We start from the raw sequence: 25,681 nt of genomic DNA, 5'->3' as shown, positions 1-25,681 counted from the left end.
GTGGCGACACTCTTTATTGCGGATCTTCATCTGCAAACAGAAGAACCGGCGATAACCGCCGGTTTTCTGCGTTTTTTACGCGGTGAAGCGAAAAGCGCCGATGCGCTGTACATCCTGGGCGACCTCTTTGAAGCCTGGATTGGCGACGACGATCCTAACCCGCTGCACCGTGAAATGGCCGCCGCCATTCACGCGCTGGTGGATTCGGGCGTCCCCTGCTACTTCATTCACGGCAACCGTGATTTCCTGATCGGCAAGCGCTACGCCCGTGAAAGCGGCATGACGCTGCTGCCGGAAGAACAGGTGCTCGACCTCTACGGCCGCAAGGTGCTGATCATGCACGGCGACACGCTCTGCACCGACGATACCGGCTACCTGGCGTTTCGCGCCAAAGTCCACACCCCGTGGATCCAGAAGGTGTTCCTTGCCCTGCCGCTCTTTATCCGCAACCGCATCGCCGCCAGAATGCGCGCAGGCAGTAAAGCCGCCAACAGCAGCAAATCCATGACCATCATGGACGTCAATCCGCAGGCGGTCGTGCGGGTGATGGAAAAGCATGACGTTCAGTGGCTGATCCACGGTCATACCCATCGTCCTGACGTGCATTCCCTCATCGCCAACGGCCAGCCCGCACACCGCGTGGTATTGGGTGCCTGGCACACCGAAGGTTCTATGGTCAAAGTCACGCCTGAGGGCGTGGAGCTGATCGCGTTTCCGTTTTAACCCCTCCACATCATTCTATTTTTTTGAACAATATCGGCAAATTGTTTCGATTTTAATCCGCCCGTGGTCGGCCTATTATTTATCACATCAGGGCAACACGCCCTATCCCAGACAAAACACTTAAGGAACACGACCATGAAATCCATCAAAACTTTCGTTGCAGTTTCGGCTCTCTCCCTGGTTTCTTTCGGTTCTTTCGCGCAGAGCGTGAGCGCAACCGCCTCTACCCTTGACCGCGCAGAAGCGAAAATCGCTGCACAGGCTGCTGAACAGGGTGCGTCTTATAAAATCACCAGCGCGAAGGTCGATAATCGCGTGTATATGACCGCAGAACTGACGAAATAATGATTGCCCCTCGACGAAAACAGACCGCCAGAAAGCGGTCTGTTTTGTTATGAACTGATGGCAACAACGGCTCAAGATTTAACCGCGCAACCGTTTTCCTTGCCCGTATAACATGCTATTCTCTGTGCCCTCGAAAGCAGTGTGTTTCGCACCACAGGAGTTTTAAGACGCATGTCTTCCCGCAATAATCCGGCGCGTGTCGCCATCGTGATGGGGTCCAAAAGCGACTGGGCTACCATGCAGTTCGCCGCCGAAATCTTTGACATCCTGAATGTTCCGCACCACGTTGAAGTGGTCTCTGCACACCGTACGCCGGACAAACTGTTCAGCTTCGCCGAAAGCGCCGAAGAGAACGGTTATGAGGTGATCATCGCCGGTGCGGGCGGCGCAGCACATCTGCCGGGCATGATTGCCGCCAAAACCCTGGTGCCGGTTCTGGGCGTACCGGTTCAGAGCGCCGCGTTAAGCGGTGTGGACAGCCTCTACTCCATCGTTCAGATGCCGCGCGGTATTCCTGTCGGCACGCTGGCGATTGGCAAAGCGGGTGCCGCAAACGCCGCCCTGCTGGCCGCGCAGATCCTGGCGACGCACGATAAAGACTTACATGAGCGTCTGGCGGCGTGGCGTAAAGCCCAGACCGACGAAGTGCTGGACAACCCGGACCCGCGGGGTGCGGCATGAAGCAGGTTTGCGTCCTTGGTAACGGCCAGTTAGGCCGCATGCTGCGTCAGGCCGGTGAGCCGCTGGGTATTGCCGTCTGGCCCGTCGGGCTGGACGCCGAGCCGGAAGCCGTCCCATTCCACCAGAGCGTGATCACCGCCGAGATTGAACGCTGGCCGGAGACCGCTCTGACCCGCGAGCTGGCGCGTCATAACGCCTTTGTTAACCGCGACGTGTTTCCGATCATTGCCGACCGCCTGACGCAAAAGCAGCTGTTCGACAAGCTCGGCCTCGCGACCGCGCCGTGGCAGCTCCTGTCCGATAAAAGCGAGTGGAACGACGTCTTCGCCATGCTGGGCGAGCTGGCGATCGTGAAGCGCCGCGTGGGTGGCTACGACGGCCGCGGCCAGTGGCGCCTGCGCGCAGGCGACACCGCCGAGCTGCCGGATGATTGCTACGGCGAGTGCATCGTTGAGCAGGGCATTAACTTCAGCGGTGAAGTCTCGCTGGTTGGCGCGCGCGGGCATGACGGGCACACCGTGTTTTATCCGCTGACGCATAACCTGCATCAGGACGGCATTCTGCGCACCAGCGTCGCCTTCCCGCACGCCAATGCCGACCAGCAGGCGCAGGCGGAAGAGATGCTCTCTGCCATCATGCACGAACTCGGTTATGTCGGCGTCATGGCGATGGAGTGCTTTATCACCCCGTCCGGTCTGCTGATCAATGAACTTGCGCCGCGCGTGCACAACAGCGGCCACTGGACGCAAAACGGCGCCTCCATCAGCCAGTTTGAGCTGCACCTGCGCGCCATTACCGACCTGCCGCTGCCGCAGCCGGTGGTGAACAGCCCGTCGGTGATGATCAACCTGATCGGGACCGATCTGAACTACGACTGGCTGAAGCTGCCGCTGGTGCATCTGCACTGGTATGACAAAGAGGTCCGCGAGGGGCGTAAAGTCGGCCACCTGAACCTGAACGACAGCGACACGGGCCGTCTGAGCGCCACGCTCGAAGCCATGATCCCGCTCCTGCCGCCGGAATACGCGAGCGGTATTGTCTGGGCACAATCTAAGCTTAAATAGTTCTCCCTCCGCCGGGGAGTTGACCTCCTCTTTCCCCGGCGTACAATTCCCGCCCATTGCTGCTTAGCTTTCTTCTGGAATAACCATGAACGATGGAACGGACTATCGCGCGATCCTCGCGTCCGATACCCCTTTAATCGACGTTCGCGCGCCGATCGAATTTGCCCAGGGCGCGATGCCAGCGGCAGTCAACCTGCCTTTAATGAACGATGACGAGCGCGCCGCCGTCGGCACCTGTTATAAACGTCAGGGACCGGACGCCGCGCTGGCGCTCGGCCATCGCCTGGTGAGCGGCGACACGCGTGAGGCCCGCATCAACGCCTGGCGTGAAGCCAGCCTTGCCCATCCTGAGGGCTTTCTCTGCTGCGCGCGCGGCGGCCAGCGCTCGCATATCTCGCAGGCCTGGCTGAAAGAGGCGGGTGTCGACTACCCGCTGATCCGCGGCGGCTATAAGGCCCTGCGCCAGACGGCGATTCAGGTGACCATTGAGCAGTCGCAAAAGCCGATGGTGCTTATCGGCGGCTGTACCGGGAACGGTAAAACCCTGCTGGTGAAGCAGCACGCGCAGGGTATCGATCTGGAAGGGCTGGCGCACCATCGCGGCTCGTCATTTGGCCGCACGCTCACGCCGCAGCTTTCTCAGGCCAGCTTTGAAAATCACCTTGCGGTTGAGCTATTGAAAAAAGACGCCGCGCGCTGGGTGCTGGAAGATGAAGGCCGGATGATTGGCTCTAACCACCTGCCGGCCTGCCTGCGCGACCGCATGGTTGAAGCCCCTATCGTGGTGGTAGAGGATCCGTTTGAGATCCGTCTTGAACGCCTGCGCGAAGAGTATTTCGACCATATGTGGGCGGATTTTTCTGCCGCCTACGGCGAGGAAGCGGGCTGGAAAGAATACAGCGAGTATCTGCATCACGGCCTGTTCGCCATACGCCGCCGTCTTGGGCTGCAGCGCTTTGCGGAATTCACCGCCTTACTGGACACCGCGCTTGTCGAACAACAACGTACTGGCCACACTGACGCGCACTTCAGCTGGCTTGTACCGCTCCTGAACGACTATTACGACCCGATGTACGGCTATCAGCTGGAGAAAAAGGCGGAAAAGATTGTGTATCGCGGGACGTACGAAGAAATTGCTGAGTGGCTTGATCGCTGAAAAATAAAGCCGGGTGGCGGCTACGCCTTACCCGGCCTACGCGTACTGTTGTGGCCCCGGTAAGCGCAGCGCCACCGGGGAACAGACGGCTTAGAAGTCGTAACGCAGACGCACCAGGTTCATGTCGCCCAGGTTGTCGGTGCTGGAGGTGAACACGTGTTCGTAATCCACGCGGAAACCGTAATCCAGCTGGAAGCTGATACCCACGCCGTTGTCGATGCGCTGGTAGTTGCGGCCGTTCACGTACTCAATGCGGTCCCCCATGAAGTAAGGCTGGATGGATTTCACCGCGTACTGACCGACTGGGAACTTGTACCCTGCGAAGTACTCAATACCCCACGCGTCGCCCGCAAAGTAGTCGTTAACAGACACTTTTTTGGTGGTCAGGAAGTTCTGGTACCAGCCGCCGCCTGCGGAGAAGGTCCAGTTGTCCGGGGTCCAGCTCAGCGCGGTACCGAGGATATTCTGGTCGTAGGTTTTGCTGTCGCCGTTGTCCGGGTTACGCATGTCGGCGCGGGTGTAGTTCCACGCGGCGCCCCAGGTCAGGTCGGTAGTCAGGTGGTAATCCAGACCCAGCGAGCCGCCGCCTTTACGCTTGTAGCGCAGGCCGTTGCCCGGCAGGAATTCGCTGTCTTCAAACAGGTAGGATGCGTAAATGTCAGCATCGCCCACGGTTTTCTTATATTTCAGCATCTGGCGTGAACGGTAAGAGCCGTCGTAATCGCCGTTGATCCCGTTACCCGGTGCCTGAGCGATCATGTCGTAGTCCCAGATATCGGTTTTCGCGCCAACCACATCATAGTAAACGCTGTTCTGTTGACCGAAGGTCAGCGTACCCCAGGTGTCGCTCTTCAGACCGGTATAGAGCATACGACGCGTGGTGTCGTGTGCGCCTTCGGCGTAGTGGTGATCCCAGTTAAACTGCGCAGGAATATTCACACCCAGCTCGTAGTAGCTGATCCAGCTGATGTCATCAAACAGGTAGTAATCTGCCGCGAAACGGAAGCGGGTGCCGCCGTCAAAGCCGTTACGCTTGTAGCTGTTTTTCCCGTCGTCGCCGGTCATGTTCTGGAACTGAGGACGAATACTGCCGCCAACGGTGAAGTTCAGGCGGCTCAGCGGGTTACCCGCCTGAGGATCCTGCTTAAGAACGGTGATTTCCGCCTGAGAAGCGAAGGTCGTTAATGCCACTGCCGCGCCAATCGTTGCCGCCAGCGCTGATTTTTTTATAGTCATTATTTTTCCTTAATAGACACGCTGCTAAATATTTAGCGGGTGAATATTAACTGGAAATAATCGGGCTGTGTGGACGGGTTTTTAATGTTTTGTGCTACTAAATGAGTGGGTATTATCACTTTGTGCTATTTAAACACTACGCACCGGCATAAAAATCCGGTGCGTAATTATCACTACACTAAATCAACTCGCAAACTGACGGAACAGGGCTTTGCCCTTTAGCAGCCGCGTGCCGAGCCAGCCTCCGCAGAGAGAAAGCAGCGCAGCGCCGCACAGAGGCAGAGTCAACCAAAGACGCCAGTCAGGCTCCCACGGGAAGTCGAACACCTTTGTCTGCAGCACCGCCAGCGCCGTCTCTGCGCCAATGGCGGCCACCAGACCGGCCACCAGCCCCAGCAGCGCAAACTCGCTCCAGAGCGTCATTCGCAGCAGCCGCTTACCGGCCCCCAGCGTGCGGTAAACCACCAGTTCCTGATGGCGCTGGCGCATGCCCACCTGCACCTGGGCCAGCAGCAACAGCACGCCGCAGATCGTCACCAGCACCACCATCACCTCCAGCGCGCGGCTCACCTGCTCCAGCACCTGCCCCACCTGTTTGAGGATCGCGCCGATATCCAGCAGGCTGACCGTCGGAAACTCCCGGTTGAGCTGGGTCAGCATGCCGTTGCCGTTTTCCCAGCGGAAGCTGGTCAGCCAGCTCTGTGGCTGCCCGTCCAGCGCCCCCGGCGGGAAGATAAAGAAGAAGTTGGGCCGCAGGCTTTCCCAGTCCACTTTACGCAGGCTGGTGACTTTCGCGGTGAAATCCTGGGTATCGCCGGTGAAGGTCACGCTGTCTCCCAGCTTCACCTTCAGGCGCGTCGCCAGCCCCTCCTCCATCGACACCTCCCCCGCTTTTGGCGGCCAGGTGCCGGCGGTTATCGGGTTGTGATCAGGGCGTTTATCCTGCCATGTCAGATTCAGCTCGCGGTTAAGCGACTCGTCCTTATTCCCCTCCGTTGGCTGGCCGTTGATCTGCGTCAGACGCGCGCGAACGATGGGATAGAACGATTCGGGGATGATGTGATGCTCCGACAGGAAGCCCTTCAGCGGCGTAACCTGCTCAGGCGCAATATTGATCAGGAAATAGTTCGGGCTTTCCGGTGGAAGCTGCTGCTGCCAGCGGTCGAGCAGATCGCCGCGCAGCACCAGCAGCAGCGCCAGCAGCATAAACGACAGCGAGAACGCCGACAGCTGGCTGAGCGTAGACCAGGGCTGGTGCAGCAGACGGTTGACCGCCAGGCGCACAGGCAGGGATTTTACCGTCACCCTTTTCAGGAGGTTGAGCAGTATCCAGCCCAGCACGCCGCACAGCAGCGCCAGCACAACCGCCCCGGCCAGCACCGCCCACAGCAGCGTGCTGCCGCCCATGAGCCACGCCAGCAGCCCCACCGCCACCGCAATAATCACCGGAAGGTAGAACTTCAGCGGCCAGACGTTCGCCACCACATCGTTGCGAAGCACGCGCAGCGGCTGCGTGGCGAGCAGCAGGCGGTAGGGCCGGAGCCCCACCAGCACCGAGATCACCGTCATCGCGCCCATCGCCCATAGCCACGGCCAGAGGCTAGCCGGCGGCAAGGCGGCCGGGAGCACCGGCTTCAGCATCACCATCAGCAGCTTTTCAAACAGCATCCCGATTATTCCGCCGGTCAGCGCCGACAGGACCAGCAGCATCAGCCACTGGCCGACAATGAGCTTGCGCAGCTGCGCCCGGCCCGCCCCCAGGGTTTTGAGGATCGCCACCAGGTCGTAGCGGCTGCGGCAGTAGTGCCCCATCGCCACGGCCACCGCCGCCACCGCCAGCAGCAGGGTCAACAGGGCCGACAGCAGCAGGAACTGCTGAGAGCGCTCCAGAGATTTACCGAGCGCCCCCTCGTCCTGCTCCAGCCCGTACCAGCGGTGTTCCGGTTTGAGCTGCGGCAGAAGCCATTTTTCATACGCAGCAAGCTGGGCGGGCGTGCCGCCAAACTTATAGCGCCAGGTGACGCGGCTGCCCGGCTGTACCGCATGGGTGGCCGCGACATCCGCGGTGTTCATCAGCAGACGCGGCGCAAGCTGGAACGGGTTAAATCCGCCGTCGGGCTCCTGCACCACTTCCCCGGCGATTTTCAGCGTGGCGTCGCCGACGTCGATACTGTCGCCGGGTTTGAGGTTCAGCAGCGCCATCAGACGCGATGCCAGCAGCACCGTACCGGGCGTCGGCTTTAACCCCGGTGGACTGGTCTGTAAGTCACCGTACATCGGGTAGATATCATCGACGGCCTTGACGCTCGCCAACTGCGGCATGTCGCCCGCGAAGGTCATGGTCTGGAAGGTGAGCTGCTCTCCTACCTTCAGCCCTTCTTTGCGCGCTGCTTCAATCCAGCCCGGCGGCACGGGGCGGGAGCTTTCCAGCGCCCTGTCACCCGCCATAAACTCCCGGCTCTGCTGGCTGAGCCCTTTTTCCATGCGGTCGCTGACGCTGCCGAGCGCCAGCACGCAGGCCACCGCCAGGCTGAGCGCCAGCCAGACAATCAGCAGCGAGGGCGAGCGCCACTCGCGCCAGAACCAGCGGGTAATCATGCTTCCTCCTGCAGAACACCGTTCACCAGCCGCAGGCGACGGTCGCAGCGCGCCGCGAGCTGCGGATCGTGGGTGACGAGGATCAACGTGGTGCCGTGCTCGCGGTTGAGCGAAAACAGCAGGTCGGCAATCCTGTCACCGGTTTTACGGTCAAGGTTGCCGGTAGGCTCATCGGCAAACAGCACCTCAGGGCGGCCGTTAAACGCGCGGGCCAGCGCCACGCGCTGCTGCTCACCGCCGGAAAGCTGGGCGGGAAGATGGTCGAGGCGCTTGCCCAGACCGAGCTGTTCCAGCAGCGCCTTCGCATGAGCGCGGCTTTCACGGCTGTTTTCACCGCGCAACAGCGCCGGGAGCTCGACGTTTTCCAGGGCGTTCAGGGTTGGGATCAGCATAAAGGACTGAAAGACAAAACCAACGTGACGCGCGCGCAGCGCGGCCCGCGCCTCTTCATCAAGCTGATGCAGCGGCTGCCCGACAAGGTGGACCTCGCCGCTGCTGCCGTCGTCCAGACCGGCTAAAATCGCCAGCAGCGTGGACTTACCGGAACCGGATTCGCCAATCAGCGCGATGGTTTCAGCGCGTTTGACAACGAGTTCAACTCCAGTAAGGATGGAAAGCTCGTGTTCCCCCTGACCGACGGACTTCTTAAGATGATGAACTTCAACACTGTTTTCCGCTGGCATTTGCCCTTCCTGTTTTTGATTCTGATGACCTTCCGCGCGGCGGCAGCGGACACGTTACTGGTTCTCGGCGACAGCCTGAGCGCAGGCTATCGCATGGCGGCTGGCGCGGCCTGGCCCGCTCTGCTCAATGACAAATGGCAGAGCAAAACGCCTGTAATCAACGCCAGCATCAGCGGCGATACCTCACAGCAAGGTTTATCGCGCCTGCCTGCGCTGCTCAAACAGCATCAGCCGCGCTGGGTGCTGGTTGAGCTCGGCGGTAATGATGGCCTGCGCGGTTTCCAGCCACAGCAAACGGAGGATACGCTGCGCACCATTTTGCAGGAGATCAAGGCGGCAAACGCCCAGCCGCTGCTGATGCAAATTCGCCTGCCCGCCAACTACGGTCGTCGGTATAATGAGGCCTTTAGCGCGATCTACCCCAAGCTTGCCAAAGAGTTTGATATTCCGCTGCTGCCATTTTTCATGGAAGAGGTCTATCTCAAACCCCAGTGGATGCAAGACGACGGGATCCACCCCAATCGCGATGCGCAGCCGTTTATTGCCGACTGGATGGCAACGCGGCTGGCTCCTTTAGTTAAACATGACTCCTGATTAAGCGGAGATCCTGACAGGTAAAGTTATGCAAAAATCGGTCTTAATTACAGGATGTTCCAGTGGAATCGGTCTGGAAAGCGCGCTCGAATTGAAGCGCCAGGGGTTTCGGGTTCTGGCGGCCTGTCGCAAACCCGACGATGTCGAACGCATGAACGGGCTGGGCTTTACCGGCGTGCTGCTGGATATGGACTCGCCTGAGAGCGTTGACCGCGCCGCCGATGAGGTGATCGCCCTGACCGGTAATCGTCTTTACGGCCTGTTTAATAATGCCGGTTACGGCGTGTATGGCCCGCTGGATACCCTCTCCCGCGAAACGCTGGAGAAGCAGTTTTCGACCAACTTTTTCGGCGTACATCAGCTCACCATGCGTCTGCTCCCCGCGATGCTGCCGCACGGTGAAGGGCGCATCGTGATGACGTCGTCGGTGATGGGGCTGATTTCCACCCCGGGCCGCGGCGCCTACGCCGCCAGTAAATATGCGCTGGAGGCCTGGTCCGACGCCCTGCGCATGGAGCTACGCCACAGCGGCATTAAGGTCAGCCTGATTGAACCCGGCCCGATCCGCACCCGCTTTACCGAAAACGTTAACCAGACGCAGGCGGATAAACCGGTTGAGAACCCCGGCATCGCCGCACGTTTTACCCTCGGGCCCGAGGCGGTGGTGGCCAAAGTGCGCCATGCTTTTGAGAGTGAACATCCCAAAATGCGCTATCCGGTGACGCTGGTCACCCATGCCGTCGGCTGGTTAAAACGCCTGCTGCCGGGCCGGATAATGGACAAAATTTTACACGGTTGAGTTGAAGCGCCGACGCGCATCCCCATGTAAAGAACAAACCGACAAAAGAGAAAGCCGCATGTCCGTACAGAATATCGTCAATATCACAGAAGCTAACCTGCAACAGACCCTTGAACAGTCGATGACCAAACCGGTCCTGTTCTACTTCTGGTCTGAACGTAGCCAACACTGTCTGCAGCTGACGCCGGTGCTGGAAAGCCTTGCCGCCCAGTACAACGGTCAGTTCATTCTCGCGAAGCTGGACTGTGACGCCGAGCCGATGGTCGCGTCTCAGTTTGGTCTGCGCGCCATTCCTACCGTCTATCTGTTCCAGAACGGCCAGCCTGTTGATGGCTTCCAGGGGCCGCAGCCGGAAGAGGCCATCCGCGCCCTGCTGGATAAGGTGCTGCCGCGCGAAGAAGAGCTGAAAGCGCAGGAAGGCATGGCGCTGATGCAGGAAGGCAAATACGACGAGGCGCTGCCGCTGCTGAAAGAGGCGTGGCAGCTGTCAAAACAGAACAGCCAGATTGGCCTGCTGCTGGCGGAGACGCAGATCGCCCTGCACCGCTCAGAAGACGCGGAGGCCGTACTCAAGACGGTTCCGCTGCAGGATCAGGACACCCGCTATCAGGGGCTGGTTGCACAGATTGAGCTGCTGAAGCAGGCGGCGGATACCCCGGAAATTCAACAGCTGCAGCAGCAGGTTGCCGACAACCCGGCGGATGCCGCGCTGGCAAGCCAGCTTGCGCTGCAGCTGCATCAGGTGGGGCGTAACGAAGAGGCGCTTGAGCTGCTCTTCAGCCATCTGCAAAAAGATTTAGCCGCCGCAGACGGTCAGGCGCGCAAGATGTTCCAGGAGATCCTGGCCGCGCTGGGCACCGGCGACGCGCTGGCGTCGAAGTATCGTCGTCAGCTGTACGCGCTGTTGTATTGATAAAAAAGCCCGGTGGCGGCTTCGCCTTACCGGGCCTACAAAGACGATGTTACCCCGTCTTTTTCAACTGCGTCACCACCAGCTGGTGGCGCGCGTTGTAGAACTTCCGATAGGTCAGGTAGCAGGCAATGATGGTCGACAGGCTTGCCGTGGAAAGCAGCATAAACGTCACCATGATCTGATACTTAATCGCTTTTACTGGATCGATACCGGCAAAAATCAGCCCCGACATCATGCCCGGCAGGCTCACCAGCCCCACCGTTTTGGCGGAATCTACCGTTGGAATCAGCGATGAACGAATGCTCTCGCGAATCAGCCGCGCCGAGGCCACTTTTGGCGTTGCCCCCAGGCTTAGTTTCTCCTGCAACTGCTGCTGTTCGCTGCTGAAACGCTGGCCGAGGTTGTTATAACAGAGCCCAACGGCCACCATCGCGTTCCCCGCAATCATCCCCGAGATAGGGATGACCTGCATCGGCGTAAACTCAATCGAGCCGGAGAGCACCAGCACCGCCAGCGTGAGCGCCGTTCCGGTGGTAATCGCAATAAACGATGAGACAAACGCCTTATCAATGTATTTACTGCGCTTTTGCGCATTCCACGCCGCGTTAAAGCAGATAAACAGCACCATCAGCAGCGTCAGCACCGCGTGGTTAACGTTGAAGATATACTTCAGCACATAGCCGACGATGATGAGCTGAATCACCGCGCGGCAGATACTCCACACGATATCTTTTTCCAGCCCCAGCTTTTCCCGGTAGCTGACCACAATCGCAATCAGCACCAGCACCATCGAAAAGGCCAGCGATTCGTTCGTAATGTTATGCTCACCCACGGTTTGCCTCCTGCATTTTCCCGCCGTGCGGCTGGAGCGTAATTACGTCATCCGCATGGGTTATTTCGTTAGCGTCGTGCGTCACCCACAGCACGGCAATGTTCTGCTCCCGGGCGTAACGATGAATAATCTCGTTAACGTTGCGCTTGTTGACGTCATCGAGCGCGCTGGTGATTTCGTCCAGCAACAACACCTTCGGTAAAAACTGCAGGTTGCGGATCAGCGAGACTCGCTGCTTTTCGCCGCCCGACAGCGCGTTGATGGATTTGCTCAGCGTCTCCTGCGCCAGGCCAAAGCGGGCCAGATCCTGGATAAACTTTTCCGGCTCCGGCGTTTTATTGCGGATTTGCCACGGAAAAATCAGGTTGTCATAGACCGTATCGCCAAAAAGCACGGGCGTTTGCACACAGTACGAGACCTGCTGGCGATAGCTTTCCGGGGAAAGCGAGGCGATATCTTCGCCTTCAAACAGAATGGCGCCCTCCGTCGGGCTGAGGAGTGACGCCACAATCTTCAGCAGCGTGCTTTTCCCACAGCCTGAGGGGCCCGTGATTAATTTAAACTCGCCCGGCGACAGGCGAAACCCGACGTGCTGCAGGATCGTGTTTTCCCCGACTCGAAATCCGACATCCCTGAGAAGTAATACGTTTTTTTTATCGTTCATTGCGCTTCCGTTGACCGCTTTTTGTCATAACCGTCTGTAGCATAATCCTTTCGCCCGCGCAGCGCGAATAGCCTCACGCTGAAGCAAGTGTTAAGCTTTTTGTTTGCAAATTGTCACCACCATCACTACAGGAAGTATGCAGCATGGCACATATTTTTTATGAGTTTCCCTCCCTGAAGCCTGGTGTTCCTGATGTCGAAACATTAATGGCCGTCATCAAATCGTCGGAACGCACGCGTTTTGTGATGGGTGAAGAGGTGGTCGATTTTGTTAAGAAGGCGCTCATCGTGAACACCACGATCGGCAGCTTCAAAAATTGCTATTTTGCCTTCGACAACGGGACACACTTCCTTGAATTTGACGGTAAAGGCAAATCAAAACGCTTCAATGAGGTGCCGGACTGGTTCGTCTCTCCGGCGGAATTTTCGCGCACCCAGTGGCTTATCAACCACAATCTTGCGGATGTGAAAGCCACCCAGTTCATTGACGTCCTGATGTCCTACCCGCTGAAAGCGCGCCGCGCGCACTGCAATTTGTTATTCGGGCTGGAGCTGGAAAAAGTCAACGCGGTTCCGGCCACGGCGTCAGCGGCAGGTAAAATCGGCAATAAAAACGGTAAAACCACCAAGCCCCGCGTCACCGATCTGGGCTCGTTCGAGCTGTTCAGCCAGTTCTTTGCGCGCATGAAAACCGCCGTGCAGGCCGATGAGTTCCCTACTCTGCAGATCCTGACGGGCATGGATAACCTGGCAAAAGCGCCGCATAATTTAAAGCAGGGCATCAGAACCTGGTTTAAAGCCATCGCGGGGGACCTTCCACCGAATAACAAACGCGTTGAGGCGGGAAATGCCGTTCTGTTCTGCGCCCCCCTTCGCGAACAGATCCAGCGTATCGAAGCGCGGGGGCTGGAGCATTACTACCAGGGATTATCCAAAGCCATTGCCGAAGCGGGTGATGGCTTCATCTCTGACTTTACCTATACTTACGAGCAATAAATACACACTTTCACTCATCACGGCATGCAAAACAGGAGGTTTTTATGCTTATCGTTGTTCCCGTCCTTATTTTCGTTGCGCTGGTTATCGTGGGCGCTGGCGTCAAAATTGTCCCTCAGGGTTATCAGTGGACCGTCGAGCGTTTCGGCCGTTACACCAACACGCTCCAGCCCGGCTTAAGCCTGATTGTCCCGTTCATGGACAGAATCGGCCGCAAGATCAACATGATGGAGCAGGTTCTGGACATTCCGTCCCAGGAAGTGATCTCCAAGGATAACGCCAACGTCACCATCGACGCCGTCTGTTTTATTCAGGTGATTGATGCGCCGAAAGCGGCCTATGAGGTCAGCAACCTGGAGCTGGCGATCGTCAACCTGACGATGACCAACATCCGTACCGTACTCGGCTCGATGGAGCTGGACGAGATGCTTTCCCAGCGCGACAGCATTAACACCCGCCTGCTGCACATTGTCGATGAGGCCACCAACCCGTGGGGGATCAAAGTCACCCGCATCGAGATCCGCGACGTGCGCCCGCCGGCGGAGCTGATCGCCTCCATGAACGCCCAGATGAAAGCCGAGCGAACCAAGCGCGCCTACATTCTGGAAGCCGAAGGGGTGCGCCAGGCGGAGATCCTCAAAGCGGAAGGGGAAAAACAGTCGCAGATCCTGAAAGCGGAAGGCGACCGTCAGTCCGCGTTCTTACAGGCGGAAGCGCGTGAACGTTCCGCCGAAGCGGAAGCCCGCGCGACCCAGATGGTGTCCGAGGCAATTGCCGCCGGTGATATTCAGGCCGTGAACTACTTCGTTGCGCAAAAATATACCGACGCGCTGAAAGAGATCGGCTCGGCGAACAACAGCAAAGTGGTGATGATGCCGCTGGATGCCAGCAGCCTGATGGGCTCTATCGCGGGGATCGCCGAACTGATCAAGGACAGCGGAAACGAGCGTAAAAAATGATTGAGCTCATCGTTGCACATCCTCATGCCTTCTGGCTAAGTCTCGGTGGCTTATTGCTGGCAGCGGAGATGCTGGGCGGCAACGGCTACCTGCTCTGGAGCGGTGTTGCCGCCGTCATTACCGGTCTTCTGGTCTGGATCCTTCCCCTGGACTGGGCGTGGCAGGGGGCGCTGTTTGCCGCGCTGACGCTGGTGGCCGCCTGGCTGTGGTGGCGCTGGCTTAACCGGCGGGTTAACGAGCAGAAACCGGTGGACGCCCACCTTAACCAGCGCGGACAGCAGATTGTCGGCAAGCGTTTTACCCTCGACACCGCGCTGGTGAACGGACGCGGGCACATGCGCGTAGGCGACAGCTCGTGGCCGGTGGTGGCCGACGATGACCTCAGCGCCGGCACGCGGGTTGAAGTCATTGCGGTGGAAGGTATTACCCTGCGGGTAAAAGCCTGTTAAGCGTGGGTTTTGCGGTGGCAGCAGCCGGCAAGATTATCAATAATCGGGCAGTCGGCGCTGTCATCCCCCGGACAGGAGTCCGCGAGCTGCAGCAGCTGTTCGCGCATCGACTGTAGCTCGACGATGTGGCGTTCAATTTCGGCTACCTTTTCCAGGGTGCGTTTTTTCACGTCGGCGCTGTGACGCTTAGGATCGTTGAACAGGTTAACCAGCTCGCCGCACTCTTCCAGATTAAACCCGACCTGTCTTGCCTGGCGCAGCAGCGTCAGCTCATCCAGATGCAGCTGCGTGTAGCTGCGGTAGCCGTTTTCACTGCGCAGCGGCGGCGTCACCAGCCCCTTCTCTTCATAAAAGCGGATCGCTTTGCTGGTTAAGCCGGTTTTTTTTGCCACGTCACTGATATTCACATTTCCCCCTTGACCTTCCCCTTGATGGAAGGTTTAACCTTCATAACAGTTAGCGAAAAGCGTTACTCCGGTCAACAACTGACCAATATATTATACGGGAGTTTTGTTATGTCTCACACTATCGACCTGACGCTGGACGGCCTCTCCTGCGGCCACTGCGTCAAACGCGTTAAAGAAAGCCTGGAACAGCGTCCTGACGTTGAAAGCGCTGAAGTGACTATCGACCATGCCGCCGTGACCGGCAGCGCCAGCGCGGACGCGCTGATCGATACCATCAAACAGGCCGGTTACGGGGCGGAGTTAAGCCACCCAAAGGCTAAACCGCTGGCAGAGTCATCATCCCCGTCGGAAGCACTGACAGCGGCCACTCCTGAGCTTCCGGCAGCGGATGATATTGATGACAGCCAACAGCTGCTGATCAACGGCATGAGCTGCGCCAGCTGCGTCTCCCGGGTACAAAACGCCCTGCAGGCGGTCCCGGGCGTCGCGCAGGCACGGGTCAATCTCGCGGAGCGCACTGCGCTGGTGATGGGCAGCGCCTCCGCCGCAGAGTTAGTGCAGGCCGTTGAAAAAGCGGGCTACGGCGCGGAGGCCATCGAAGATGATGCCGAACGCCGCGAGCGCCAGCAGGAAACGGCTATCGCCACCATGAAGCGCTTCCGCTGGCAGGCCATCGTTGCCCTGCTGGTGGGTATTCCGGTGATGGTGTGGGGCATGATGGGTGACAACATGATGGTCACCGACGACAACCGCACCCTGTGGCTGGTGATTGGTCTGATTACCCTTGCGGTGATGGTGTTTGCAGGCGGGCATTTCTATACCAGCGCCTGGAAGAGCCTGAAAAACCATACCGCGACGATGGATACCCTGGTCGCCCTCGGGACCGGCGCGGCGTGGCTCTATTCCATGAGCGTGAACGTCTGGCCCCAGTGGTTCCCGATGGAAGCGCGGCATCTCTATTATGAAGCGAGCGCGATGATTATCGGCCTGATCAACTTAGGCCATATGCTGGAAGCCCGCGCCCGTCAGCGTTCCTCGAAAGCGCTGGAAAGATTGCTTGATTTAACCCCGCCGACGGCCCGCGTGGTCACGGACGAGGGGGAAAAGAGCGTTCCATTGGCCGAGGTTCAGCCCGGCATGACGCTGCGTCTGACCACCGGCGATCGCGTTCCCGTTGACGGTAAGATAACCCAGGGCGAAGCCTGGCTGGATGAAGCGATGCTGACCGGGGAGCCTATCCCCCAGCAGAAATCAGACGGCGACGCCGTGCATGCCGGTACGGTCGTGCAGGACGGCAGCGTGCTGTTCACCGCCAGCGCCGTCGGCAGCCACACGACGCTGTCGCGTATTATCCGCATGGTACGCCAGGCGCAGAGCAGCAAGCCGGAGATTGGCCAGCTTGCTGACAAAATCTCGGCCATTTTTGTGCCTGTGGTGGTCGGCATTGCCCTGCTAAGCGCGGCGATCTGGTACTTCTTCGGCCCCGCGCCGCAGATTGTTTACACCCTTGTGATCGCTACCACGGTGCTGATCATCGCCTGTCCTTGCGCCCTTGGACTGGCGACGCCGATGTCGATTATCTCCGGCGTAGGGCGCGCGGCCGAATTTGGCGTACTGGTGCGGGACGCGGACGCGCTGCAGCGGGCCAGCACCCTCGACACGCTGGTGTTTGATAAAACCGGCACGCTGACGGAAGGTAAACCGCAGGTGGTCGCCGTCACGACCGCAGGCATTGCCGAAGAGGAGGCGCTGCGTCTCGCCGCCGCGCTGGAGCAAGGCTCAAGCCATCCGCTGGCGCGCGCTATTCTCGATAAAGCCAATGCGTCTGCCCTGCCGCAGGTGAGCAACTTCCGCACCCTGCGCGGGCTCGGCGTGAGCGGTGAGGCAGAAGGCCACGCGCTGCTGCTGGGCAACCAGGCGTTGCTCAATGAAAACGGTATTGATACCGCCGCGCTGGAAAACGAGCTGAAGGCGCAGGCGTCTCAGGGCGCTACCCCGGTTCTGCTGGCGGTGGACGGCAAAGCCGCCGCGCTGCTGGTCGTGCGAGATCCGCTTCGCCAGGACAGCGTGGACGCCTTACAGCGCCTGCACCGTGCGGGCTACCGTCTGGTGATGTTGACCGGGGATAACCCGACCACCGCCAACGCCATCGCGAAAGAAGCCGGTATTGATGAGGTGATTGCGGGCGTACTGCCGGACGGCAAAGCGGACGCCATTAAAAACCTGCAACGTCAGGGCCGTCAGGTGGCAATGGTCGGCGACGGCATCAACGATGCCCCGGCGCTGGCCCAGGCGGATGTGGGGATCGCGATGGGCGGCGGCAGCGACGTGGCCATCGAAACCGCGGCCATTACGCTGATGCGCCACAGCCTGATGGGCGTGGCCGATGCACTGGCCATTTCGAAAGCCACGCTGCGCAATATGAAGCAGAACCTGCTGGGGGCGTTCGTCTATAACACCCTCGGGATCCCAATCGCGGCCGGTATTTTGTGGCCGCTGACCGGTACGCTGCTGAACCCGGTGGTCGCGGGCGCGGCGATGGCGCTCTCCTCCATCACCGTGGTCAGCAACGCCAACCGGCTGTTGCGCTTTAAACCGAAGGATTGAACCTTGTACCCGTACGCGCTAGCATGAACCTTTCCGTTTATGGAGCGCGTATGGGTCTGTTTAATCGTATAAAAACATCGTTTCGCGCCCTTTTCCCTCGCCGTTACGCCTGGCCCGGTCTGGATATCTCGCTTCCCGGCGGGCAACACCTGCACCTGGTCGGCAGTATCCATATGGGCACGCAGGGTATGTCACCTCTGCCGCCCGGTCTGATAAAGCGCCTGAAGCGCGCCGACGCGCTGGTCGTCGAGGCGGACATCTCGGGCCATGAGTCACCGTTTGCCGGGCTTGAAAGCGATCTCCCGCTGGCGGAACGTCTGAATGAGGCCCAGCTCGCGGAACTGACGCGCGTCGCCGAGGAAACCGGCGTATCGCTCTCCATGATTGACACCCTGCCACTGTGGCAAATCGCAATGGTATTACAGGCCACGCAGGCCCAGCGTCTGGGGCTGCGGGGTGATTACGGCATTGATTACCAGCTGCTGAACGTGGCACGGGCGCGCCGTATGCCGATCATCGAACTGGAAGGTACGGACAGCCAGATTGCGCTCCTGCGACAGCTTCCGGACGATGGTCTGATGCTGCTGGATGATACCCTCACCCACTGGCACACCAACGCACGCCTGCTGCAGACCATGATTGGCTGGTGGCTGGATGCACCGCCCGCGGACGGCAGGCTGGCGCTACCGTCGACGTTCAGTGAATCGCTGTATGATGTGCTGATGAATGCGCGTAACAAAGCCTGGCGAGAGACGCTGCATGCTCTGCCAGCGGGGGAATACGTGGTGGCGGTTGGGGCGTTACATTTATACGGCGAAGGGAATTTGCCGTCGTTGCTGAAATAAAAAAATGGCCAATATCTCTATTGGCCCGTCAAAGAGGAATTTCATCGTTTTTATTATACCGAAGTGACCTTCGGCTGAGCCGATTGTCGCTCAAAGTGACCATCACTGCCAACACTATTGCGCAAGATGGTGCTATTTTTTAGACAAACGTCAGGCGTATGCTGGCTGCATGAATTGTCTGTCGTAAGAAGGATAGCTATGACTCCCGCCGTTAAATTACTTGAAAAAAACAACATTTCTTTCCGGATCCACACCTACGATCACGATCCGAATGAAACCAACTTTGGTGATGAAGTGGTGCGTAAGCTGGGGCTGAACGCGGACCAGGTCTATAAAACGCTGCTGGTGGCGGTGAATGGCGATATGAAGCATCTCGCCGTGGCGGTGACTCCCGTGGCGGGACAGCTGGATCTGAAGAAGGTCGCTAAAGCGCTGGGGGCGAAGAAGGTGGATATGGCGGATCCGATGGTGGCGCAGCGCTCCACGGGCTACCTGGTGGGCGGCATCAGCCCGCTCGGGCAGAAAAAACGCCTGCCGACGCTGATCGATGCCCCTTCACAGGAATTTGAGACCATCTATATTTCCGGCGGCAAGCGCGGGCTGGATATTGAGCTGGCCGCGGGCGACCTGGCGAAAATGCTGGACGCGAAGTTTGCGGATATTGCGCGCAGGGAGTAAAAAAAAGCCGGGTGGCGGCTACGCCTTACCCGGCCTACATTTTGCACCCGTAGGCCCGGTAAGCGCAGCGCCACCGGGCAACGCAGCTGCACTACTGCCAGCTCACCTCACCTTTCGGCTCATACGCATTCACGTCAATCGGCGAATTCTGCTCGATATACTGCTTCAGCACTTCTGCATCGATAAAGCCGGTGTTCACGTAGCCCGGTTTATTATCAATATGCGGATAGCCGTCGCCGCCGGTAGCGTTAAAGCTTAACGTCGCCAGACGGTAGGTTTTCGCCGGGTCAACCGGTTCACCTTTGATCTTCAGATCGTTAAGCTTGCCGTCTTTCGCTACGAAGCTCACGTTGGCAAACTGCGGATAGGCCCCGGAATCCGGCTTCATCTGCGCCACGGCGGTCAGGTACTCAACAACCTCTTTCCCGCTCATGTCGACATAAACCACCACGTTACCGAACGGCTGCACCTTCAGAACGTCTTTATAGGTGATGTTTCCGCCTTCGATGGAATCACGAATGCCGCCGCCGCTCATCACGCCAAAATCAGCCCCGGTGCGCGCCATTTGCGCCGCCAGCACCAGGTGGCCCATGTTGGTCTGCACGAAGCGAACTTTACTGCGATCCCCCTCCAGACGACCGTTCAGCGTACCGATTTTCACATCCAGCTGCGCCTTGCCTTTGTTCTGGAACGGCGTCAGCAGGGAGAGCATCTGCTGGTTTTCTGGAATCTCTGGGGTGTAAAGTACGCGCTCGCTTTTCCCGTCCGGGTAGGTGACCTTCTTCTTCAGGTTGACCGGAATGAGTTGGTAGTGGACCAGCTTCATCTCGCCGTTCCGGAACTCAAAGTCCGCCCGGCCTACGTATTTGCCCCACTCGTGCGCCTGCACAATCCAGATACCGTTTTGACGGTCTGGCGCACACGGCGTGCCCGGCACGTAGTCCACCTGCTTTTTATTCTCCGACGCCATGCAGACCGGATCCTGTGAGTGACCACCCACAATCATCGCCAGCGAGCCCGCCGGCAGGCTGCGCGCCATTTCCACGTCGCCCGGCGCGTTAGAGCCGTGCTCACCGTTGTCGTAGTGCCCCATGTGCGTGGTGGCGATAATCACGTCCGGCTTTTCGTTTTGCTGCAGCTCCTGAATCACCAGCTTCGCTTCGTCTGCCGGTTTGCGGAATTCGATATCGGTGAAGAACTCAGGGTTGCCAATTTTCGCCGTGTCGTCGGTGGTTAGGCCGATGACCGCGATCTTCAGATCCTGACGCTTAAACAGCGCCCACGGCTTGAACAGGCGCTCGCCGGTGCTTTTCTGGTAAATGTTGGCGGAGAGGAACGGGAATTTGGCCCACTTCTCCTGCTGACGCAGGACGCTCAGCGGATTATCAAACTCATGATTACCGACGGCCATCGCGTCGTAGCCAATCAGGTTCATGCCGCGGAAATCGGGCTCGGCGTCCTGTAAATCGGATTCCGGCACGCCGGTATTGATATCGCCTCCCGACAGCAGCAGCACGCTGCCGCCCTGGGCTGCCACCTCTTTACGAATGCCGTCCACCAGCGTTTTTTGCGCCGACAGGCCATATTCGCCGTATTCACTGCGCCAGAAATGACCGTGGTGATCGTTGGTATGCAGAATAGTGATTTTATAGGTTTTGTCTTTTTCATACGCCTGCACGGGCAGGCTTACCAGCCCCCACGCCGCGATGAGCGCCAGCGCGACGCCCCGCTTCATTAACTTCATCTTCTCTCTCCCTGACCAATAGACAAAGGCAGAAATTACAGTGACTAATAAGAATAGACAAATAAGTTTTCAGAATTGCGACTTTCTTCAAATGTCCCGGGCGGGTATGTTAGTCGGATAATAATTACACCCTGCATCGCTAATAACTCAAGACGTGGTAATTCTCTCTATGGCAATCAGTGACTCAACCCAGCCCGTTCCGGGTGCGCCGGCGTCGCGCACCTCCTTTAAAGTCTTAGGCGCAATCAGTCTCTCGCACCTGCTCAACGACATGATCCAGTCGTTGATTCTGGCTATTTATCCGCTGCTGCAGTCCGAGTTTTCACTCACCTTCGTGCAGATTGGGATGATCACCCTGACCTTCCAGCTGGCTTCCTCGCTGCTGCAGCCGGTGGTGGGCTACTGGACGGATAAATATCCTATGCCGTGGTCGCTGCCCATAGGCATGTGCTTTACCCTAAGCGGGCTGGTGCTGCTGGCCATGGCCGGAAGTTTTGAAGCCGTGCTGATTGCCGCCGCGCTGGTAGGCACCGGCTCGTCCGTTTTCCATCCGGAGTCTTCCCGCGTGGCGCGTATGGCGTCCGGCGGTCGTCATGGCCTGGCGCAGTCCCTGTTCCAGGTAGGGGGCAACTTCGGTAGCTCCCTCGGCCCGCTGCTGGCGGCAGTGATTATCGCCCCGTACGGCAAAGGCAACGTGGCGTGGTTTGTGCTGGCCGCGCTGCTGGCGATTATCGTGCTGGCGCAGATCAGCCGCTGGTATGCCGCTCAACATCGGGTGAATAAAGGAAAACCTAAAGCGAAGGTTATCAATCCCCTGCCGCGCAATAAGGTTATCCTCGCGGTTGCCGTCCTGCTGGTGCTGATTTTCTCGAAATACTTTTATATGGCGAGCATCAGCAGCTATTACACCTTTTATCTGATGCAAAAATTCGGATTATCGGTACAAAACGCGCAGATCCACCTGTTTGCCTTCCTGTTCGCGGTGGCCGCAGGGACGGTAATTGGCGGGCCGGTGGGCGATAAGATTGGCCGTAAATATGTCATTTGGGGCTCTATCCTCGGCGTAGCGCCTTTTACCCTCATTTTGCCGTACGCCAGCCTTGAATGGACGGGGATTTTGACCGTGATTATTGGTTTTATTCTCGCCTCCGCGTTTTCCGCCATTCTGGTCTATGCCCAGGAGCTGCTGCCCGGACGTATCGGTATGGTTTCCGGACTGTTTTTCGGTTTCGCCTTCGGCATGGGCGGGCTGGGTGCAGCGGTGTTAGGGATGGTTGCGGATCACACCAGCATCTTCCTGGTTTATAAAATCTGCGCTTTCCTGCCACTTCTTGGCATGTTAACCATATTCCTGCCTGATAACCGCCATAAAGCGTGAATTACGGGTAGCTAAAGTTATGCTTTAGCTACCTGATACCCTTATACCATAAGGGTTTCCTCTTCATCCCCGCGCTGAATTTATCAAAATGCGCTTTTTTACGTGCATATTGCTGTTTTATTCAAACTTCAACAATTATTCATAAACATAAGGGTAAAAATTGTCATAAACTATTACCTGGTTTTTTGGTATTCACGCCAAAAATGGAACACTCACCACGAAAGGAGACGGAATGCACCACGCCACACCGCTTATCACCACCATTGTTGGTGGACTTGTGCTCGCTTTTATTCTCGGCATGATTGCCAATAAGCTGCGTATTTCTCCTCTTGTCGGCTATCTGCTGGCAGGCGTGCTGGCGGGACCGTTTACGCCAGGTTTTGTTGCGGATACCAAACTGGCCCCTGAGCTGGCGGAATTGGGCGTGATTCTGCTGATGTTCGGCGTCGGCCTGCACTTCTCCCTGAAGGATTTGATGGCGGTAAAGTCGATTGCCATACCGGGAGCGATCGCCCAGATAGGGGTGGCGACGCTGCTTGGGATGGCGCTTTCGGCCGTGCTGGGCTGGTCGCTGATGACCGGTATCGTATTTGGGCTGTGTCTCTCAACCGCCAGTACCGTGGTGCTGCTGCGCGCGCTTGAGGAGAGACAGCTGATAGACAGCCAGCGCGGACAGATCGCGATAGGCTGGCTGATTGTGGAAGATCTGGTGATGGTCCTGACGCTGGTGCTGCTGCCCGCCGTCGCCGGCATGATGGAAAAAGACAATATCGGCTTCGCCTCGCTGGCGCTGGATATGAGCATCACCATCGGGAAGGTGGTGGCGTTTATCGCCATCATGATGCTGGTGGGTCGCCGTCTGGTGCCGTGGATCATGTCCCGCAGCGCGGCGACCGGATCCCGCGAGCTGTTTACCCTCTCCGTGCTGGCGCTGGCGCTCGGTATCGCCTTTGGCGCCGTTGAGCTGTTTGATGTCTCCTTCGCGCTGGGCGCGTTCTTTGCCGGGATGGTGCTGAACGAATCCGAGCTAAGCCACCGCGCCGCACACGACACCCTGCCGCTGCGCGACGCCTTTGCCGTGCTGTTCTTCGTCTCCGTCGGGATGCTGTTTGACCCGCTTATTCTGATCCAGCAGCCGCTGGCCGTGCTGGGCACGCTGGCGATCATTATCTTTGGTAAGTCGCTCGCCGCCTTCTTCCTGGTGCGAATGTTCGGCCACTCTCCGCGGACGGCGCTGACCATTGCCGCCAGCCTGGCGCAGATTGGCGAGTTCGCCTTTATTCTGGCCGGTCTGGGCATGGCCCTGAACCTGCTGCCGCAGGCCGGACAAAACCTGGTGCTGGCGGGGGCGATCCTGTCAATTATGCTGAACCCGGTGCTGTTTGCCCTGCTGGAAAAATACCTCGATAAAACCGAAACGCTGGAAGAGCAGACGCTGGAAGAGGCCATCGAAGAAGAGAAACAGATCCCGGTCGATATTTGCAATCACGCCCTGCTGGTCGGCTTTGGCCGCGTCGGCAGCCTGCTTGGCGAGAAGCTGATGGCGCAGGGCATTCCGCTGGTGGTAATTGAAACGTCACGCACCCGCGTTGACGAGCTGCGCGAGCGCGGTATTCGTGCGGTGCTGGGCAATGCGGCGAACGAAGAGATCATGGAGCTGGCGCATCTGGACTGCGCCCGCTGGCTGCTGCTGACCATTCCCAACGGCTATGAGGCGGGTGAGATTGTCGCGTCCGCGCGCGCGAAGTGTCCAAACATTGAGATTATCGCCCGGGCGCACTACGACGACGAGGTAGATTACATTACCGAGCGCGGTGCGGATAAGGTGGTGATGGGCGAGCGCGAGATTGCGAATACGATGCTGACGCTGCTGGAAAAACCGCCGGTTGAAGAGGCGGTGACGGGGTAAGTTTGGTGCGGCCTGATGCCCTCACCCTGGCCCTCTCCCACAGGGAGAGGGAACAAACACTAAAAACGGCAGCCACAGGTTGCCGTTTTGCTTTTACCTGTCCCAGTACGCCTCTTCGAGGCTGTCTTCACGTTCCGGCAGGCCACGCGTTAAGCGCGGTGAGTGCTGGTTCAGCACCTGATAGCTTACGCGGTTGGCGTACTTGCATACCTGCGCCAGCGACGAATAGGTCAGCCAGCTGAACTTGTGCTTGCTGGAATTTGGCACGTTGGTTTTGTGGTAGGCGTTAGCGGTGATGTCGTGCAGCAGCGCGGCCAGCGCGCCGTCGCCCGCGCCATTGGTGTTCATGATCTTCTCCGGCCCGCCCATATACGGGGCGATGTGCGAGTAGATACGCAGCGGATTAACACAGTCTTTAAAACGCATGCCGCGGCTGAACTCGTACTGGTTGAACTCGGCAATCGCGCCGGGCAGCAGCGGGTGCTGGGTTTTGCGTTTGCTCTCTTCTTCGGTGAAGCCAGCCATGTACAGCCCAACCGGACCCGCGGTGCAGAGCACCAGATCCACCCAGTCCAGCGCTTTGTCAGACGCCAGCAGCGGATCGCTTTCACCGGTCAGGGCTTCGGCTTCTTCTTCGTTCATCGCCAGAATCGAGACGTGCTCTTTCAGGAACGCCTGCCACCATTCCGGGTTATCGGCAATCACGAATTTGGTGCCCAGCGTTAACACCACCGGCACATCGTACTTTTTGGCGTACTCAATCGCCTTCATGGTCGCTTCCGGCATCGGCTCGCCCGGCTTGCAGCGCACCAGGTAGGAGGTCAGCACCAGCGCCGAGGCGCCCGCAATCACCTCTTCGGGAATGCTGTCCGCGCGCAGCTTGTTCATGTGGCCCGGGCTGATGGCAAAGGTCCGCTCGCCGGATTCGCCGATCAGCGTAAAGCAGCGGCCAATCGGGCCGTCGACGCCCTGGAGATAGTTCAGATCGGTACGGCTGGAGGTGTTGCACAGGTAACGGTAGGCGTAGCCACCGATTTCAATGTTGCTGCACATTACGCCGAGCAGGACAGAGCGGTCGTCCGCCAGCACGGAGTAGTTGTGCATGGTGTTGCCGATGGTGCCGCCGGCGAACTGATGGGTAATCAGGTTTTCGCGCACCAGCTCCTGGTACAGCGCTTCGGCAACGTCATCTTCAATCACCAGCGAGTGACCGGCGCTCAGACCGTAACGGGCGACAAACGCATCATCCACTTTCGCTTCAATGTCTACCAGCGTCTGGTCGATACCGACGACCCACGCCGCGCTGGTTTCATTTTCTGGCTGGATTTGCTGCAGGAGCGGATCGCGGGCATCCACGGGGAAGTAGTGTTTGGATTTGCGTTTACCGGGAAATTTCATGGTCTGAACTGTACGAAGAATATG

At 58.5% G+C, this 25,681-nt stretch carries 24 protein-coding genes; 16 read left to right on the top strand and 8 right to left on the bottom strand.

Annotated features, from left to right (window positions below; all coding sequences use genetic code 11):
• From lpxH to mnmH, 5 genes are all read left to right on the top strand, one after another.
• Entirely contained in the window at positions 1-723 is a 723-nt protein-coding gene (lpxH, locus tag ACHH0Z_RS13025; protein WP_023293120.1) for a UDP-2,3-diacylglucosamine diphosphatase, read from the top strand.
• A 135-nt stretch (positions 724-858) separates the two neighbouring features.
• Positions 859-1,068 (top strand): YdgH/BhsA/McbA-like domain containing protein, encoded by a 210-nt coding sequence (locus tag ACHH0Z_RS13020; RefSeq protein ID WP_045407937.1) that lies wholly within the window; start codon positions 859-861, stop codon positions 1,066-1,068.
• A gap of 171 nt (positions 1,069-1,239) precedes the next feature.
• Positions 1,240-1,749: a 5-(carboxyamino)imidazole ribonucleotide mutase gene (purE, locus tag ACHH0Z_RS13015; RefSeq protein WP_021241611.1), complete on the top strand. Its 510-nt coding sequence runs from the start codon at positions 1,240-1,242 to the stop codon at positions 1,747-1,749.
• Complete coding sequence (gene purK / locus ACHH0Z_RS13010) at positions 1,746-2,813, top strand: 5-(carboxyamino)imidazole ribonucleotide synthase (protein ID WP_039023762.1); 1,068 nt, start codon at positions 1,746-1,748, stop codon at positions 2,811-2,813. Before purE ends, purK begins: the two co-directional genes overlap by 4 nt.
• An 85-nt stretch (positions 2,814-2,898) precedes the next feature.
• Positions 2,899-3,969 carry a tRNA 2-selenouridine(34) synthase MnmH gene (mnmH, locus tag ACHH0Z_RS13005; protein WP_045407939.1) on the top strand — a complete coding sequence of 357 codons (1,071 nt, stop codon included), beginning with the start codon at positions 2,899-2,901 and terminating at the stop codon, positions 3,967-3,969.
• 90 nt (positions 3,970-4,059) lie between these two features.
• On the opposite strand, the gene ACHH0Z_RS13000 is transcribed toward mnmH, so the two are convergent.
• From ACHH0Z_RS13000 to ybbA, 3 genes are all read right to left on the bottom strand, one after another.
• Positions 4,060-5,205, bottom strand: coding sequence for a porin (locus ACHH0Z_RS13000; RefSeq protein WP_023293123.1), 1,146 nt, complete (start codon positions 5,203-5,205; stop codon positions 4,060-4,062).
• Positions 5,206-5,388: 183 nt separating this feature from the next.
• Positions 5,389-7,803, bottom strand: a complete 2,415-nt coding sequence (gene ybbP, locus ACHH0Z_RS12995; protein WP_045407941.1) for a putative ABC transporter permease subunit YbbP — start codon at positions 7,801-7,803, stop codon at positions 5,389-5,391.
• Positions 7,800-8,486: a putative ABC transporter ATP-binding protein YbbA gene (gene ybbA / locus ACHH0Z_RS12990; RefSeq protein WP_008499319.1), complete on the bottom strand. Its 687-nt coding sequence runs from the start codon at positions 8,484-8,486 to the stop codon at positions 7,800-7,802. Before ybbA ends, ybbP begins: the two co-directional genes overlap by 4 nt.
• On the opposite strand from ybbA, the gene tesA reads away from it, so the two are divergent.
• From tesA to ACHH0Z_RS12975, 3 genes are read left to right on the top strand one after another with little or no spacing between them, the layout of a single operon-like run.
• Complete coding sequence (tesA, locus tag ACHH0Z_RS12985; RefSeq protein ID WP_122008371.1) at positions 8,454-9,080, top strand: multifunctional acyl-CoA thioesterase I/protease I/lysophospholipase L1; 627 nt, start codon at positions 8,454-8,456, stop codon at positions 9,078-9,080. The genes ybbA and tesA overlap by 33 nt on opposite strands.
• Before the next feature lie 28 nt (positions 9,081-9,108).
• Complete coding sequence (locus ACHH0Z_RS12980; protein WP_008499317.1) at positions 9,109-9,879, top strand: SDR family oxidoreductase; 771 nt, start codon at positions 9,109-9,111, stop codon at positions 9,877-9,879.
• 58 nt (positions 9,880-9,937) lie between these two features.
• On the top strand, positions 9,938-10,792 hold the full coding sequence (locus ACHH0Z_RS12975) for a co-chaperone YbbN (RefSeq protein ID WP_023293125.1): 855 nt from the start codon (positions 9,938-9,940) through the stop codon (positions 10,790-10,792).
• A 49-nt stretch (positions 10,793-10,841) separates the two neighbouring features.
• Here the strand turns inward: ACHH0Z_RS12975 and fetB are convergent, their stop codons facing one another.
• The gene (fetB, locus tag ACHH0Z_RS12970; RefSeq protein ID WP_023293126.1) at positions 10,842-11,624 is read right to left on the bottom strand and encodes an iron efflux ABC transporter permease subunit FetB; all 783 of its coding nucleotides are present in this window, start codon (positions 11,622-11,624) and stop codon (positions 10,842-10,844) included.
• Entirely contained in the window at positions 11,617-12,288 is a 672-nt protein-coding gene (gene fetA / locus ACHH0Z_RS12965) for an iron efflux ABC transporter ATP-binding subunit FetA (protein ID WP_023343513.1), read from the bottom strand. Before fetA ends, fetB begins: the two co-directional genes overlap by 8 nt.
• A 143-nt stretch (positions 12,289-12,431) precedes the next feature.
• Between fetA and ACHH0Z_RS12960 the strand changes: the two genes are divergently transcribed.
• Genes ACHH0Z_RS12960 through ACHH0Z_RS12950 form a run of 3 tightly spaced genes read left to right on the top strand, consistent with a single transcriptional unit; the run spans position 12,432 to position 14,691 of the window.
• Positions 12,432-13,283, top strand: a complete 852-nt coding sequence (locus tag ACHH0Z_RS12960) for a hypothetical protein (RefSeq protein WP_045407944.1) — start codon at positions 12,432-12,434, stop codon at positions 13,281-13,283.
• 44 nt (positions 13,284-13,327) lie between these two features.
• Positions 13,328-14,242 carry an SPFH domain-containing protein gene (locus ACHH0Z_RS12955; protein WP_008499312.1) on the top strand — a complete coding sequence of 305 codons (915 nt, stop codon included), beginning with the start codon at positions 13,328-13,330 and terminating at the stop codon, positions 14,240-14,242.
• Positions 14,239-14,691, top strand: a complete 453-nt coding sequence (locus ACHH0Z_RS12950) for an NfeD family protein (RefSeq protein WP_008499311.1) — start codon at positions 14,239-14,241, stop codon at positions 14,689-14,691. The genes ACHH0Z_RS12955 and ACHH0Z_RS12950 overlap by 4 nt, the downstream gene beginning before the upstream one ends.
• On the opposite strand, the gene cueR is transcribed toward ACHH0Z_RS12950, so the two are convergent.
• Positions 14,688-15,098: a Cu(I)-responsive transcriptional regulator gene (gene cueR, locus ACHH0Z_RS12945; RefSeq protein ID WP_008499310.1), complete on the bottom strand. Its 411-nt coding sequence runs from the start codon at positions 15,096-15,098 to the stop codon at positions 14,688-14,690. The two genes, ACHH0Z_RS12950 and cueR, sit on opposite strands and share 4 nt — an antisense overlap.
• Positions 15,099-15,206: 108 nt before the next feature.
• Here cueR and copA point away from each other — a divergent pair, with 108 nt between their 5' ends.
• The 3 genes from copA to ybaK all read left to right on the top strand — a co-directional run bounded on the left by copA (position 15,207) and on the right by ybaK (position 19,228).
• Positions 15,207-17,705 (top strand): copper-exporting P-type ATPase CopA, encoded by a 2,499-nt coding sequence (copA, locus tag ACHH0Z_RS12940; RefSeq protein ID WP_045407946.1) that lies wholly within the window; start codon positions 15,207-15,209, stop codon positions 17,703-17,705.
• Positions 17,706-17,755: 50 nt separating this feature from the next.
• Complete coding sequence (locus ACHH0Z_RS12935; protein ID WP_021241622.1) at positions 17,756-18,550, top strand: TraB/GumN family protein; 795 nt, start codon at positions 17,756-17,758, stop codon at positions 18,548-18,550.
• A gap of 198 nt (positions 18,551-18,748) precedes the next feature.
• Complete coding sequence (ybaK, locus tag ACHH0Z_RS12930) at positions 18,749-19,228, top strand: Cys-tRNA(Pro)/Cys-tRNA(Cys) deacylase YbaK (protein ID WP_045407948.1); 480 nt, start codon at positions 18,749-18,751, stop codon at positions 19,226-19,228.
• Between the two features lie 91 nt (positions 19,229-19,319).
• On the opposite strand, the gene ushA is transcribed toward ybaK, so the two are convergent.
• On the bottom strand, positions 19,320-20,972 hold the full coding sequence (gene ushA / locus ACHH0Z_RS12925; protein ID WP_045407950.1) for a bifunctional UDP-sugar hydrolase/5'-nucleotidase UshA: 1,653 nt from the start codon (positions 20,970-20,972) through the stop codon (positions 19,320-19,322).
• A gap of 169 nt (positions 20,973-21,141) precedes the next feature.
• On the opposite strand from ushA, the gene ACHH0Z_RS12920 reads away from it, so the two are divergent.
• Together ACHH0Z_RS12920 and ybaL are read left to right on the top strand one after the other, a co-directional pair.
• A complete protein-coding gene (locus ACHH0Z_RS12920) occupies positions 21,142-22,350 on the top strand; it encodes an MFS transporter (protein ID WP_045407951.1) in 1,209 nt (402 codons plus the stop codon).
• A gap of 232 nt (positions 22,351-22,582) precedes the next feature.
• Positions 22,583-24,259 carry a YbaL family putative K(+) efflux transporter gene (gene ybaL, locus ACHH0Z_RS12915; RefSeq protein WP_008499303.1) on the top strand — a complete coding sequence of 559 codons (1,677 nt, stop codon included), beginning with the start codon at positions 22,583-22,585 and terminating at the stop codon, positions 24,257-24,259.
• 93 nt (positions 24,260-24,352) lie between these two features.
• Here ybaL and ACHH0Z_RS12910 read toward each other — a convergent pair whose 3' ends face one another.
• Positions 24,353-25,657: an inosine/guanosine kinase gene (locus ACHH0Z_RS12910; protein WP_021241626.1), complete on the bottom strand. Its 1,305-nt coding sequence runs from the start codon at positions 25,655-25,657 to the stop codon at positions 24,353-24,355.
• Between the last annotated feature and the right edge of the window lie 24 nt (positions 25,658-25,681).

Origin of the sequence: Enterobacter cloacae complex sp. 2024EL-00227, from assembly GCF_043945315.1 — a bacterium.
In the GTDB taxonomy this organism is placed as follows: Bacteria; Pseudomonadota; Gammaproteobacteria; order Enterobacterales; family Enterobacteriaceae; genus Enterobacter; species Enterobacter roggenkampii.
This window is presented reverse-complemented; position numbering and strand designations above follow the sequence as displayed.